Source organism: Pseudovibrio sp. Ad26, assembly GCF_001623285.1.
Taxonomy (GTDB): Bacteria; Pseudomonadota; Alphaproteobacteria; order Rhizobiales; family Stappiaceae; genus Pseudovibrio; species Pseudovibrio ascidiaceicola.
In genome coordinates this window covers 189,919-204,075 of the sequence record NZ_LMCE01000095.1, presented here as the reverse complement: position 1 = coordinate 204,075, position 14,157 = coordinate 189,919, and the positions used below count along the sequence as shown (strand labels likewise).

The window sequence follows — 14,157 nt, the reverse complement described above, 5'->3', positions numbered from 1 at the left end:
TGCATGTTGAGATCTGGTCGGTCGGTTCGTCAGGGAGCGTCAGAGCTGCTGTTCCGCTCCCTGTTAGCCTTATTTTCCTGAAGCGCAGCTTAGGGTCACTTGCTTCTCTGCGGGGGAGTAGAAGTAATTGCAGTGCTCAAAAAACAGCTGGCCGCTGTTAAATAGCATCGGACTAACATCCTTGTGCCCTAAGGACCATCTGGCTGAGTGGCCGAGAGCCTGATTGCTCCCATAGCTTAGTACCACCAGAGGCTCTTTGCTTTGCTCATTTACGTAAAGCTGCATCTCATAGTCTGACGTTTCAATCTGTCCACTGTTCGGGCTGGCAGTACAACATGGGGGCGTGTTTTCAGCTACTGAGACTATGCCATATGAAATACCTGTATCCGGGAGAATGCGGGCTGGTTGAGGACCAGTTGGCGGATAAACGACCTTATCGTTGGACTTGCTCGTGATTGCAAAGGGGAGGACAGGTGCAACCAAAACCGTTGGATTTGCTGGTGACGTAGATAGTGGAAGCGTGAGCGTTTTGCCCAGATTGGGGAGTGGGTTTTGAGTAGATGCCAGATAGACATCGATGCTGCTGCTGTTTGAGTGTGTGCTTGTGAGGGCATAATTCTGGACCTCGAAAGGGATGCCATTGTTGTCGACAAGATTTAGGAATGGGTTTGTAGGATTGGCTTGCTCCGCATCCACCTGGGAAATGCCGTGGGGACTGTCAAAGCCAACACCCATCATGAAAACCTTAGGATTGTGATTGCAGGTGGGTGCGGGTGTCTTTGAACAGGTGGGCTTGTTCTTACTGTTTGGACAATGCTGTACAGCGGCAAAGACCGGAAAGTTTTTGAGGTGTTTTGTAGGAGCCTTGCCGGGCGTTCCATACGAGAGATCACGATTGATAATGTATCCAGCATAGGTGTTCCCTGAGCTGGAGTAGGACAGGGTGGTGCAGGTGGAACTTGCCTGCTCTTGAGCCGTGGGGATAAAAAATCCAGCAGAGCCAACGATGCCGGTTGACCCTGTGTCCATCACAAAGATCGAGTTCTTTTTTTCACCTGAAGGGGCTGTCGTTTGTATTTCCAGCTGGAAGTACGGGCCAATTTTCTTGGCGGTTATGGCTTCATTATCCTGAGCTTGAGCAAAGTTTGCCAAGCCCGCACCGAGCAGTAACAATAAGGGTTGTGGTTTCATTCTCTGGATCCTTTTTGATTACGGTAAGGCCGTATTCGTGAAGGATGCATTGTTCAGTACTCCCTTGATTTAAAGGGAGTACTGGAATTTCAATCGGTTTGGCTGGCTTGTGTAATTGCTTCGCACACAAAAAAGGGTGCCCAGAGGCACCCTTTTCGTAAATCAGAGCTTTGGCAGCGCTTACGCAGTAGCCATAGCTTTCTGGAGGTTTTCGTCGACTTTGTCGAGGAAGCCAGTTGTGGTGAGCCACTTCTGGTCTGGACCTACGAGCAGGGCCAGATCTTTGGTCATGTGACCGCTTTCAACTGTGTCGATACATACCTGCTCAAGAGTTTCAGCAAACTTCTTCAGCTCAGCGTTGTCGTCGAGTTTCGCGCGGTGAGCCAGGCCACGGGTCCATGCAAAGATAGATGCGATGGAGTTTGTGGAAGTGTCTTCACCTTTTTCATGCTGACGGTAGTGACGGGTCACTGTGCCGTGTGCAGCTTCTGCTTCAACGGTTTTGCCGTCTGGTGACATGAGAACGGAAGTCATCAGGCCAAGAGAGCCGAAGCCTTGTGCAACGGTGTCGGACTGAACGTCGCCGTCGTAGTTCTTACAAGCCCAAACGTAGCCACCGGACCACTTCATGGATGCAGCAACCATGTCATCGATGAGGCGGTGCTCGTACCAGATTTTTTCTGCTTCGTACTTCTCTTTGAACTCAGCCTCATAGATTTCCTGGAAGATATCTTTGAAGCGGCCATCGTATACTTTGAGGATGGTGTTCTTGGTGGAGAGGTAACAAGGAACCTTGCGGCCCAGTGCGTAGTTTAGGGATGCACGGGCGAAGTCGCGGATGGAATCATCCAGGTTGTACATCGCCATTGCGATACCTGCTGAAGGAGCATCGAATACTTCGTGCTCAATCTCAGCGCCGTCGTCACCAACGAATTTGATGGACAGTTTACCTTTGCCAGGGAATTTAAAGTCGGTCGCGCGGTACTGATCACCATATGCGTGACGGCCAACGATGATTGGCTGAGTCCAACCTGGAACCAGACGCGGAACGTTGGACATGATGATTGGCTCACGGAAGATAACGCCACCCAGGATGTTACGGATGGTGCCGTTTGGAGAGCGGTACATGCGCTTCAGGTCAAATTCTTCAACGCGTGCTTCATCTGGAGTGATGGTTGCACACTTAACGCCAACGCCGTGTTCTTTGATTGCGTTTGCAGCATCAACGGTGATCTGATCGTCTGTTGCGTCGCGAGACTCAATGCCGAGGTCGTAGTACTTCAGATCGATGTCCAGGTAAGGATGGATCAGCTTGTCCTTGATGAACTGCCAAATGATGCGAGTCATCTCATCGCCGTCGAGCTCGACGACTGGATTTGCTACCTTGATCTTCGCCATATTAGTAGACCTCGTGTTTTTAGGTACATGAAAATGGAGCCTGAAGCGGCTCGAATTACCATGTGTATACACATGTGCGCAATTTAATGCCAGTGGAAATGCTAGCTCGGTTGGCTTGTAATACCAAATTCGTATGCCGCACAGAAGTTGTGTTTGCTAACAAACTGCAATTTCAACTGTATTTGCTCTCATACATGGTGTGGGATGCTGTCCATAATCTTGCTGTGCCTTTCTCCTTTTCGAGTGGATTGTCGGACATTCTGCTTAGGGCGCAAAAACCGATTACTCCGCAATCCCAAGATGTTATCCACTATGAGTTGCAATTGTGCAGTTTGTTCTTAACTCTCAAAACATATCCAATTACTCTGGCGACCTGATGGCGTCATAATTGAGACGCGAGCATTTTGTAGAGCGCGCAGGAGTCGGTTGCTGCGTTCTTTGACTTAGGAGTAAGGGAAGATGCGGATTGTTGTAACCGGTATGGGGGTTGTTTCGCCCCTAGGTGTTGGGATCAACCCGTTTTGGAAGAGACTGGTAGCTTCTGAAAGTGGTATTCGCGCTCTTACCAGATTTGATGGAAGCGAGCATGCTTGTCAGGTGGCAGGACAGGTTCCAACCATCGACGAAGATGAATTTGGCTTTGATGCCAGTGTTGCTATTCCTTTTAAAGACCAGAAGAAGATGGATTTGTTTATCCATTATGCTCTGGTTGCAGCCAAAGAAGCCGTTGAACAGGCTGGCTGGCGTCCTGAAACGGACGAAGAGAAGGAGAGCACCGCGACGATCATTGCATCCGGGGTTGGTGGCTTTCCAGCGATGACCGGAGCTACACGCACCGTTGAGACCAAAGGTCCGCGGCGTTTGTCGCCGTTTATTGTACCGAGCTTTCTTGCAAACCTTGCAGCGGGTCAAGTTTCGATTGCCAATGGGTTTAAAGGCCCGTTGGGAACGCCTGTGACCGCATGTGCTGCCAGTGTGCAGGCCATTGGTGATGCGGTGCGCATGATCAAGAGCGGTGAGGCGAGTGTTGCCCTTGCTGGTGGTGCTGAGGCTTGTATTGATGCTGTCTCGTTTGCGGGCTTTTCTGCAGCCCGTGCGCTGTCGAGCGGGTATAATGATGAGCCTAGCAAAGCCTCTCGTCCCTTTGACAAAAACCGTGATGGATTTGTCATGGGTGAGGGAGCTGCGATGTTGGTGATTGAGACGCTTGACCATGCCCTTGCTCGCGGTGCGACACCGCTTGCTGAGATTCTGGGTTATGGCACATCAGCTGATGCTCACCATGTGACGGCATCCCCTCCAGATGGAGCAGGTGGGCAAGCTGCGATGCGCAAGGCCTTGAAGCAGGCAGGGATTAATCCTGACGATATTGATTACATCAATGCCCACAGTACATCGACGCCAGTTGGCGACGCTGCAGAAATTGCAGGTATTCAGGCTGTGTTTGGTGACCGCGGGAAGGATCTGGCTGTTTCTTCAACCAAGTCTGCGACGGGCCACCTTTTGGGGGCTGCCGGTGCTATTGAGGCAATTGCTTCTATTATGGCACTGCGGGAAGGCGTGCTTCCTCCGACATTGAACTTGGAAGAGCCTGATGATGAGGCTTCCCAGTTTGATCTGGTGGCGAATGCCTCCAAAGAGAAAGACCTGAAATATGTCATGTCCAATGGCTTTGGTTTTGGCGGGGTGAATGCTTCCTTGATCTTCGGAAAGCCGAGCTGACAGTTGGCAACAACATAGTTTTGGAAAAGGCTCAGGGGATCTCTGGGCCTTTTCTTTTTGCCACATTGTTCTTTTAGCTGCACTTTACTGACCTAATTTAACTCGTGTTTCTAGCAGTTTGCGTTGATTGATTTAGGTGTTGCTTATATATGCAGGCTTGTTTGAAGGTCCTGTTCATCCTTCGCAGATATGATTTTAATTCCTGCTCATTTTGAAAGTTTGATTGATGCTCAACCGTTTGAACAACAAGCACTATGCTTTAATCACCATTCTGTTGCTGATCGCGACTGCCGCTATCCTTCTTGCAATGGGGCGGGAACCAATCTGTAAATGTGGGGTGGTCAAGCTCTGGGCGGGTAATGCCAACAGTGCTGATAGCAGCCAGCACATCTCTGATTGGTACACGCCGTCGCACATCATCCACGGCATGTTGTTTTATGCGTTGTTCTGGTGGATGGGGCGTCTCTTTACTGGCGGTGCAGGTTGGCCTATGGGCTTTCGGTTGGTTCTGTCGGTTATTGTTGAGGCGACCTGGGAGCTTGTCGAGAACTCCAGCTACATCATCAATCGTTACCGTGAAGCGACCATCGCCCTTGATTACTTTGGCGACAGTGTTCTGAACTCCGTCTTTGATATTATCTGGATGATTTTCGGTTTCTGGCTTGCTTCACGATTGCCGGTTTGGCTGACTGTTGTGCTTATCCTTGCCATGGAATTGATTGTTGGGGCGATCATCAGGGATAACCTCACACTCAATGTGATCATGCTGGTTTACCCGTTAGATGCCATCAAAGAATGGCAGATGCAGGCTTACTGATTACAACAAGATTGTGCCGCGCTCATTTTTTGATTGCGCGGCACACTGTCTTTCTGGATGCGTTCTGTCGATCAAATTCTCATCTGAAGCGCGCTAAGCTTTCTTGTGCGCAGCCAGTGCGATGGCCACATAACTCCAACCATTGAACATGATGGAAATGCCGGCCACAAGGCCGAGCGCCCAAGCGGTGGAAGCAGGGAAGTCGAGCAGGATCATCAAGCCGGCTGCGATTGCTATGACACCAGAGGCTAGAATCCAGCCCCAACTGGTGTGAGGTCGCAAACGGAATGAGAACAATGCCTGCGCAATGCCTTGTGCTATGAAGACAGCAGAGAGCACGAGTGTTAGTGCCTCTGTTCCGGCGACAGGATTATAATAGATTGCTACCCCGCCAACCAGCGCGATGATGCCAATCAGCGACTGTCCGAGGAAGCCTCCCCATTCTTTTACCCGCATGGCGTGCCAGAGTTGAAGAACCCCGACGACTATCAGAACCAATCCAATTACCAGTGCTACTGCGATGGAGGACGCGTATGGTATGACCAACACAATCGTACCACCAATCACCATCAGTACTCCGAGCACCAGAAACTTCAACCAGTTGTCACGCACTAACTGCGTGAGGTCCGGGACATTTGTAGGCGGGGTGCCACCTGCGTTGGGTTCTTGTCCAGACATTGTCGTCGGGGTCTCCTTCATAGAGGGTCATGCCATTCAGAGGCTGCATTGAAATGGCTAACACTCTAGGTAACAGCAAAACACAGCTTTACTCTTGATTGAATTCGCCGAATTTTACCCTCTTTAGGTGATTGGTCAGAGTTCCTACGCCATATCATCTGACTGAGGTGCAGGTGGTGACTTGTCGCCGAGGGAAAACGACAGGCTTATTTTGATAGGAATTTGCGTTTGCTGAGACTGTTGGGAGGCAAAACGGCTCTGGTAATTTCCAGTGTGATCGGCTAGAGGATCCGCATGTCTGAAAGCACTCCTGAAACAAACAATGCCATCCCTCCCGTTGTCGTTCTCTGTGAACCTCAACTTGGCGAAAACATCGGTATGGTTGCTCGTGCTATGGCCAATTTTGGTCTGCACGACCTGCGCCTGATCAACCCACGCGATGGTTGGCCGAGTGAAAAAGCACGCTCAGCTTCCAGCCGGGCGCATCATGTTATTGATGCCGCGCGGGTTTTCGACAGTGTTGAAGAAGCTGTTGCCGATCTGAAACTCGTTTTTGCAACGACCGCACGTAGCCGTGACATTCCAAAACCTGTTGTGGGACCTGATGAGGCTGCGACTGAGAGTGTTGCTCAGGGCGTGCGAGGGATCCCGTCCGGTTACATGTTTGGCCGCGAACGCTGGGGCCTGAATAATGATGAAGTGGCGCTTGCAAATAAGATTGTGACCCTTCCGGTTGATCCGACTTATGCATCCTTGAATATTGCCCAGGCTGTTTTGGTATGTGCCTATGAATGGCGCCGCGTGGCGACAGCAGGTGCACTGCCTTTCTCCTTGGATGATTATGATGGTGAGCTGGCAACACAAGAGTCCATTCAACGGATGTTTGAGCATCTGGAAGCAGGGCTGGATTCTCGCGGGTTCTTCCGTCCTATTGAAAAGAAGCCAGTAACAATTCGTAGGCTGCGCAACATCTTTCAGAAAGCAGATCTCACCGAAAATGAAGTGCGTATCATGCGTGGTGTGATTTCCTGCTTTGAGAAGTATGGCGTGAAGGACAAAGATTGATGCTGGCCGGCTCCCTAGTCACTTCATTTCAACAAATGCACATGCAGGCGGATACGTCAGGTCGTGTGTTGGTTTTGGATAGTGGTGTCGGGGGGCTGTCTGTGCAGCGTGAGATCAAACGAATGCTCCCTGATGCTGCACTGCTGTATCTAGCGGACCGTGCTGCTTTCCCTTATGGCGACTGGGATGCAGCGGCACTGCGTGAGCACATCTGCGCCTTGGTTGCGTCCGTTAGTGAAGTGTGGCAACCGAGTGCGGTTGTGGTCGCTTGCAACACGGCCTCGACGCTTGTGCTCAAGAGCTTGCGAGAGATTATGAGCGTTCCTGTGGTTGGGACGGTTCCTGCAATTAAACCTGCTGCTGAACAAACACAAAGCGGCGTTTTTGCAGTGCTTGCCACGCCAGGGACTGTGAAGCGTGACTACACGCAGGACCTGATCATAGAGTTTGCGCCTGAGCACCATATCGCTCTTGTTGGGGCAACCGGTCTTGCAGCGCTTGCAGAAGATAAGCTCGCAGGTCGCGTCGTGGATCTTGATCGTTTGCAGCAGGAAATTGCTCCTTGCTTTGTCGAGAAAGACGGTCAGCGTACCGACTGCATCGTACTTGGATGCACGCACTATCCTTTTTTGCAGGAAGAAATGGAGCGGGTAGCTCCCTGGCCGGTGACGTGGATTGATCCTGCGCCTGCGATTGCCAAACGGTTGGTTCAGGTGGTGGAGCCGGAATCTGTAGCGACCGGGTTTGAGGATCTGTTTTTCCTGACCAGCTGAGGTTCTCCCTCGTAAGGTATAGGTTGCTGGAGTGTTGCTCGCCTTAGCTCAAATCCTCTCTTATTTAATTGGTTGTTCTAGGCGGATCTTGAATTTGTTTTGATACCCAGTCGGCACCTGCGCATTTGCTGGAGTCGAAGCCTTGGATCTTATCAATACTGTCGTCGATTACACCAATACCATCCTCTGGAACTACGTGTTGCTTTATGGCTTGCTTGCCGTTGGCGTGTTTTTCACGTTCCGATTGGGCTTTATCCAGTTTCGATATTTTGGACAGTGTTTCAGTGTTCTTCTTAAATCGAGGCATGAGGACCGTAATGGGATCAGCCCGTTTCAGGCCTTATGTACCAGTCTGGCGTCACGAGTTGGTACCGGTAACATCGCCGGCGTTGCAGTCGCGCTGACGCTGGGCGGGCCGGGGGCAATCTTCTGGATGTGGATGGTTGCTCTGGTTGGTATGGCGACGGCTTATGCCGAAAGCGCGTTAGCCCAGCTTTATAAAGTCGAAGATGACGATGGCCAGTTTCGCGGTGGTCCAGCGGTCTACATGGCAGCAGGCTTGAAGAGCAAGCTGCTTGGTCATGTCTTTGCAATTGCTTTGATTTTTGCTTTTGGTATCGTGTTCTCCGCAGTGCAGTCCAACTCCATCGCTGATGCTATGAGCAGCGCTTTTGATGTGCCGGAGATCGTCACAGGTGTGGTGCTTGTTCTGGCGGCTGGGCTGGTCATCTTTGGTGGTCTGAGGAAGATCGCTCATTTTGCAGAGGTTGTTGTTCCGTTTATGGCGATTGCTTATGTGGTGATTGCGTTTGGTATTCTGGCTGCGAACTACGAAGAAGTGCCTGGTGTTTTGTGGAGTATTGTTGCGCACGCCTTTGGCCTTGAAGAAGCGGTTGGCGGGATATCCGGTGGTGTGATGGCAGCGCTGTTGAACGGTGTCCGCCGTGGTCTTTATTCAAATGAAGCTGGAATGGGATCTGCACCAAACATTGCCGCATCAGCCGTTCCTGACCCACATCATCCTGCTTCTCAGGGTTTTGTACAGGCGCTGGGTGTCTTCATCGATACGATCGTGATTTGTACTGCGACTGCATTGATTATTCTGCTTTCCGGCATCTACGACCCAACAACAGGTGTGACCGGTATATCGCTGACACAATCAGCCGCAGAAGCGCATGTGGGTGATTTTGGTGTTTATTTCATCGCTATCGCGATCTTTTTCTTCGCATTTACCTCGATCGTGGCAAATTACTCCTATGCGGAGAATGCCATGATTTATCTGGAGCACGGCTGGAAACCGGGGCTTACAATCCTTCGCCTTCTCTCGTTGGCAATGGTGTTTTGGGGTACCTTGCAGACAGTCGGCACTGTGTTTAATGCAGCGGATGCTGCGATGGCTGTGATGGCGACTATCAATCTGGTCGCGATTGTGCTTCTGGCACCAAAAGTGACTTTGATCACCAAGGACTACATCAAGCAGCTGAAGGAAGGGAAGGAGCCAATGTTTGACATTGCCGAGCATCCTGAACTTGCGGATGGGGTTGATGCCACGATCTGGAGCAAAGAGCGTGGTGAAGAAGCACAAAAACGCTATTGATAGTGCTCTTATTTCTCAGGTGCTTGCTGTCATATTCCGTTGACTCTTACGTGTAATTTCAATAGGAATGCGCTGTTCATTGCGGTTCCTTTGGGGCCGCTTTGATTTTACGCACCCGTGTGGTTCGGCATGCGCTATTTGCCAGGATCGCTGTCAATCTTTGTGAGCCTTTGGGTTTGTGAAGGAAAAGGAGGGCGCGTTTCCTTTAAAATTACAGATAAACGCTAAGGAAACTGCGATGTCTAAGCGCCAGAGCGCCAAGTATAAACTAGACCGTCGGATGGGTGAAAACATCTGGGGTCGCCCTAAAAGCCCTGCTAACCGTCGTGAATATGGCCCAGGCCAGCACGGTCAGCGTCGTAAGGGTAAGCTTTCTGACTTTGGTGTGCAGCTGCGCGCTAAGCAGAAGCTGAAAGGCTACTACGGCAACATCTCTGAGAAACAGTTCCGTAAGACTTATGATGAAGCTTCCCGTCAGCGCGGTGATACTTCTGAAAACCTTATCGGTCTTCTCGAGTGCCGTCTTGACGCAGTTGTTTACCGCGCAAAATTCGTTCTCACTGTGTTTGCTGCTCGTCAGTTCATCAACCACGGTCATGTGAACGTAAACGGTCGCCGTGTAAACATCGGTTCTTACATGTGTAAGCCTGGTGACGTTATTGAAGTTCGTGAAAAGTCCAAGCAGCTGGCAATCGTACTGGAAGCAGTACAGTCCGCTGAGCGTGACGTTCCTGACTACCTTGACGTTGACACCAACAAGCTGACCGCGACATTTGCTCGTGTTCCTGCTTTTGGCGACGTGCCTTACCCAGTTCAGATGGAACCAAACCTGGTTGTGGAATTCTATTCCCGCTAATAGGTTTGATCCTGACGGATTTGATTTGGGCTGCCCTTTGGGTGGCCCTTTTCTTTTGGTGGTGCTATTCCTCCCGCAGCATAATGCATTCGCCATTTTTGATTGAGAACGAGTGAAGATAAGATAACGCCATGAGCCAGTTAAGCGCAGAACACGCCACTGATACAGCCGCTGAGGACAAGAGTTTCGATTCAGAGTGTCATCCACTTTTCCGTGAGGTGCCAAGTTCGGTTGAGTTCAAAAAACTGCGTAAACGTTTGCTGCGTGAAACTCGTCAGGCAATTTCTGACTATAAGATGATTCCGGATGGGGCGAGCCCGGAGAAAACCAAATGGCTTATTTGCCTTTCTGGCGGTAAAGACAGCTATACTCTGCTTGCTGTTCTGATGGATCTGAAGTGGCGCGGTCTTCTTCCTGTTGACCTGATCGCCTGCAACCTTGATCAGTCCCAACCAGATTTTCCGCAGCACATTCTGCCTGAGTTCTTTGAGCGCTACCAAATCCCTAACAAGATTGTGCGTGAAAACACCTACGGCATTGTGACAGACAAGCTGCCTGAAACGTCTACTTATTGTTCCCTGTGTTCTCGCCTACGCCGCGGTATTTTATATCGCACTGCTCGTGAGCTGGGCTGTGAGGCAATTGTGCTGGGGCATCACCGGGACGATGCTTTGGAAACCTTTATGATGAATATGTTCTTTGGTGGACGTATGGCCTCCATGCCGCCAAAGCTGGTGAATGATGAAGGTGACCTGATGGTGCTGCGTCCGCTGATGAACTCCTCTGAAGTGGATATCGAGAAGTTCTCCAAGGCAATGGACTTCCCAATTATTCCTTGCAACCTGTGTGGCTCACAGGATGGCTTGCAGCGTGTTCAAGTGAAGAAGATGCTGCAACAGTGGGAGAAGGAGACGCCGGGTCGGCTGGGCATTATGGCTCGTGCTCTGGCGCATGTGCGTCCATCTCACTTACATGATGCACAGGCGTTTGACTTTGTTGGCCTGCGCCCCAATACGGGTGAGCAGGGGGAGAGTGATCAGGAACCTTGTGCCGCTGCTGATGCGATGACTGAAAAGCTGTTTGGTAATGAGTTTTAGGCAATTGGCTTTACCGTTGCATCCGGTGATGGAGCGGTTTTTTGCTTTTCCCCGATAGATTGATCGACTGCATTGGATTGAGATATGACACCCCTTCGATTTCGGGCACGCAACACAGCCATAGTCCTGCAGAACGTTTTTACCGCACTGATGTTTGTAGTGTTCTCGCAGTTCCGCGGATATGCAGATCTCTCCCCACTGCTTGAGGAGGTGCTTGGCATAAGCATCACCACGTTCTTTCTGATTGGCATCACGATCGCACTTGGCACTGCCTGCATCTTTTATCTTCCCTCACTTAATTATGCCGAAATTGGAAAAGACGGGATTGTTTATCATCGTGCTCTTATCAAGCGTAGACTGGCTTGGAGTGAGATTGAAAGTGTGGATGTAAAGCAACTCAGTTTTATGGGCATCAAGCTGGCCAAGCGTGTTGTGCTGGACTTGAAGGGAAAGCGGAAGTTTCCTTATGCTCAAGCTGTGCGTGGGTTGGGTGTTGATGGGGTGCTGCCAGGCACCTACAAGCAGTCTCCTGAAGAAATAGCAGAGCAAATCAACCAGTATCGCCGTCTCAATGGTGTTTGATCTCCAATGTTACTGGGGATTCCCTGCGGTATTTTAAATTCTTGTTAGGTAATAAAAATACGTAAACTGTGAGAAATAATTGCAAAAACTACGTCATTTTACCTATTCAATAAAGATTGTATCCAGACCCTATAACTAAAGTTGAATTAGGACAGACATTTCGACGGTCAGGCCTCGGTTTAACGTGGCGATAATTTTTTAGTTTCTCGATGTGAATTTTCCACCAAAGGCATTGGAGGTAACTATGAATATGGTGATTGATGGCTTGAACGGCCTTGGATGGAAAAAGCAGAGCGATACTGCTGATCAGTCCTGTCGGTGCGGCTCTTGGAAGCTGCACTGGATCAGGCATTCCAAGCAGGACTGGCCGTCTACATGCAGCAACGTAGATTGCGGCAAAAAACCCACCCAAGGAACACACGTAAGATGGCTGAGCGGAAGTCGAGCTCAGATCGTTCCATTATGTGATCGTTGCAGCAAGCTGACTGAGCGCTTCAATTTACGAGACGGTGTTATTACCGTGGTGAAGCAACAGTATGAGTGTAGCTGAGTTCTCACTTCATCCCCCCATAGTACTTACAGGCATCAGGGCCGTTCAGTAGAGACGGTTTTTGAAAAACGGTTATGTGGTTGCACTCGTAGCGAGCGAGCCCTTCTCTCGTGGTTGGCGTAATGCCAGCGGCGACTGCACCCATCGTGGTGCCTGTGATTACGCCTAGGAGCAAAACTCTCAGATAAACTTGCATCTCTCATCCCCCGATGAACTGTTGATGAGACTGTTTTAGCAAGGGGAATGTGAGAGAGCTCTGAGAGGTGTGTTCATTTAGCGTTCAGGAAGGTTAAGTGGTCAGGCTGCTCCAGTTAACCTCTAAGCAATCTGCCTGCGCTGTTGCTTCTGTGAAGTTCTTCAGGGGCAGTGAATCAGTTTTTTGATCGTGGGGAGCAACATGGAGTGCACTCCAACCTGCCTCGCGGGCGGGCTTGATGTCTTTTTCCAGATTATCTCCAATGAACAGAGCTGTTTCTGCGACAAAGTCGTGTTTGTTCTCAAGCTTGCGAAGAAGGGACACGCTTGGTTTGCTCTCTGCTGGGAATGTATCACCACTGGCGTAAGCAAAGTCGACGTGATCCAGAATTTCAAGCTTGTTCATGACAGCCCATTGGAAACTTGAAGGGCCATTGGTCATGACACCAACCTGACAATCAAAGTTTGCCTTCAAAAGTGCGATTGCTTCAAAAATGCCAGAGAAAGGAGCTTGTGCTTCCGCCCACCTCTGGGTGAACGTTGCCAGCGCGTGCACCTGTTTGTCAGCTTGCATGTCTGGGAAACAGGATTGCACAGCCTCAAAACCCGTGTGCTCACCATTGTGCAACATATGGCGTAGCCAAGTGTCGCTGTGCTTATTGAACTGCTCGCCAAAAATCTCAAAGAACATTTTAGGGTAGGACGCTTTGTGGTGGCAAATAGTACCGTCCAGATCGAAAACAATGGTCTTAAACATATGGTGCCTGCTTATTTGAGCTAGTTGGTAGAATAGCCTAACGATTTCCAATCGTCTGACAACAAAAAACGGGCCCTCAATGGAAGGCCCGTTTTATGAATTTTATGTTCAGCAGAGATTTACGCAGCTGGTGCGATCTCGATGCCTTTTTCTGAGAACAGAGCCTGAAGTTCCTGAGACTGGAACATCTCACGGATAATATCACAGCCACCAACGAACTCGCCTTTGACGTAGAGCTGTGGGATTGTTGGCCACTGGCTATAATCTTTGATGCCCTGACGGAGGCTATCGTCTTCCAGAACGTTATGACCGACGTATTTTACGCCGATGTAATCCAAAATCTGCACAGATTGGCCGGAAAAGCCACACTGTGGGAAGTTTGGAGTGCCTTTCATAAAGAGCACTACATCGTTGTTTTCTACTTCGTTTTTGATCCAGCTTTGGATATCGCTCATGTCGTCGAGTTCCTTTCGCTCGACCGGGGTCAAAGCCCGGTGACCGTGATTGTATATTGTTCGTAGTGCGGCACTCATATGGGAACTTGCAGAGATAATGCAAGAAAAAGGTCGCACTGCCTTAGTTTTGTTATTCCGGAGCGGAGGTCTGCAACGCCAATGCGTGCAAATCGTCGCCCATTTTACCCTTAAGAGCCTGATACACCAACTGGTGCTGCTGTACGCGGGATTTACCGCGGAAACTCTCCGAGATAACGACAGCGGCGTAATGATCGCCGTCACCTGCCAGATCTCTGATTTCCACGTGTGCGTCTGGCAAAGCCTCTTTGATAAGGTTTTGTAGTTCGCCTGCGTCCATGGCCATGGGTATGCCTCCTTGCCCGACTGGGTTACTTCTGTTTGGCTGCTTCCCTCACCCAAATGA

14 protein-coding genes are annotated in these 14,157 nt (G+C 50.2%); 8 read left to right on the top strand and 6 right to left on the bottom strand.

Features of this window, described 5'->3' with window-relative positions; translation table 11 throughout:
- Window positions 1–69: 69 nt before the first annotated feature.
- Both PsAD26_RS22290 and PsAD26_RS22285 read right to left on the bottom strand, forming a co-directional pair.
- The gene (locus tag PsAD26_RS22290) at window positions 70–1,191 is read right to left on the bottom strand and encodes a hypothetical protein (RefSeq protein ID WP_063312174.1); all 1,122 of its coding nucleotides are present in this window, start codon (window positions 1,189–1,191) and stop codon (window positions 70–72) included.
- 180 nt (window positions 1,192–1,371) lie between these two features.
- Window positions 1,372–2,589: an NADP-dependent isocitrate dehydrogenase gene (locus tag PsAD26_RS22285; RefSeq protein WP_063312173.1), complete on the bottom strand. Its 1,218-nt coding sequence runs from the start codon at window positions 2,587–2,589 to the stop codon at window positions 1,372–1,374.
- Between the two features lie 459 nt (window positions 2,590–3,048).
- Between PsAD26_RS22285 and fabF the strand changes: the two genes are divergently transcribed.
- On the top strand, window positions 3,049–4,311 hold the full coding sequence (gene fabF, locus PsAD26_RS22280; RefSeq protein WP_063312172.1) for a beta-ketoacyl-ACP synthase II: 1,263 nt from the start codon (window positions 3,049–3,051) through the stop codon (window positions 4,309–4,311).
- A gap of 226 nt (window positions 4,312–4,537) precedes the next feature.
- Window positions 4,538–5,128 (top strand): DUF2585 domain-containing protein, encoded by a 591-nt coding sequence (locus PsAD26_RS22275; RefSeq protein WP_063312171.1) that lies wholly within the window; start codon window positions 4,538–4,540, stop codon window positions 5,126–5,128.
- A 93-nt stretch (window positions 5,129–5,221) separates the two neighbouring features.
- Here the strand turns inward: PsAD26_RS22275 and PsAD26_RS22270 are convergent, their stop codons facing one another.
- Window positions 5,222–5,806, bottom strand: a complete 585-nt coding sequence (locus PsAD26_RS22270; RefSeq protein WP_063312170.1) for an HdeD family acid-resistance protein — start codon at window positions 5,804–5,806, stop codon at window positions 5,222–5,224.
- Window positions 5,807–6,100: 294 nt separating this feature from the next.
- On the opposite strand from PsAD26_RS22270, the gene PsAD26_RS22265 reads away from it, so the two are divergent.
- The 6 genes from PsAD26_RS22265 (at window position 6,101) to PsAD26_RS22240 (ending at window position 11,776) form a co-directional block, all read left to right on the top strand.
- Window positions 6,101–6,871 (top strand): RNA methyltransferase, encoded by a 771-nt coding sequence (locus PsAD26_RS22265; protein WP_063292767.1) that lies wholly within the window; start codon window positions 6,101–6,103, stop codon window positions 6,869–6,871.
- Window positions 6,871–7,644: a glutamate racemase gene (gene murI, locus PsAD26_RS22260; RefSeq protein WP_063312169.1), complete on the top strand. Its 774-nt coding sequence runs from the start codon at window positions 6,871–6,873 to the stop codon at window positions 7,642–7,644. Before PsAD26_RS22265 ends, murI begins: the two co-directional genes overlap by 1 nt.
- A 151-nt stretch (window positions 7,645–7,795) precedes the next feature.
- On the top strand, window positions 7,796–9,241 hold the full coding sequence (locus tag PsAD26_RS22255; RefSeq protein WP_193758333.1) for a sodium:alanine symporter family protein: 1,446 nt from the start codon (window positions 7,796–7,798) through the stop codon (window positions 9,239–9,241).
- Between the two features lie 238 nt (window positions 9,242–9,479).
- A complete protein-coding gene (gene rpsD / locus PsAD26_RS22250; protein WP_057462588.1) occupies window positions 9,480–10,097 on the top strand; it encodes a 30S ribosomal protein S4 in 618 nt (205 codons plus the stop codon).
- A gap of 131 nt (window positions 10,098–10,228) precedes the next feature.
- Window positions 10,229–11,194: a tRNA 2-thiocytidine(32) synthetase TtcA gene (gene ttcA, locus PsAD26_RS22245; RefSeq protein ID WP_063312167.1), complete on the top strand. Its 966-nt coding sequence runs from the start codon at window positions 10,229–10,231 to the stop codon at window positions 11,192–11,194.
- Window positions 11,195–11,278: 84 nt separating this feature from the next.
- Window positions 11,279–11,776 carry a hypothetical protein gene (locus tag PsAD26_RS22240; RefSeq protein WP_063312166.1) on the top strand — a complete coding sequence of 166 codons (498 nt, stop codon included), beginning with the start codon at window positions 11,279–11,281 and terminating at the stop codon, window positions 11,774–11,776.
- 839 nt (window positions 11,777–12,615) lie between these two features.
- On the opposite strand, the gene PsAD26_RS22230 is transcribed toward PsAD26_RS22240, so the two are convergent.
- The 3 genes from PsAD26_RS22230 to PsAD26_RS22220 form a co-directional block, all read right to left on the bottom strand.
- Window positions 12,616–13,278, bottom strand: a complete 663-nt coding sequence (locus PsAD26_RS22230) for an HAD family hydrolase (protein ID WP_063312164.1) — start codon at window positions 13,276–13,278, stop codon at window positions 12,616–12,618.
- A gap of 119 nt (window positions 13,279–13,397) precedes the next feature.
- Window positions 13,398–13,733, bottom strand: a complete 336-nt coding sequence (grxD, locus tag PsAD26_RS22225; protein WP_063292763.1) for a Grx4 family monothiol glutaredoxin — start codon at window positions 13,731–13,733, stop codon at window positions 13,398–13,400.
- Between the two features lie 130 nt (window positions 13,734–13,863).
- A complete protein-coding gene (locus PsAD26_RS22220; RefSeq protein WP_057462580.1) occupies window positions 13,864–14,097 on the bottom strand; it encodes a BolA family transcriptional regulator in 234 nt (77 codons plus the stop codon).
- Window positions 14,098–14,157 lie beyond the last annotated feature (60 nt).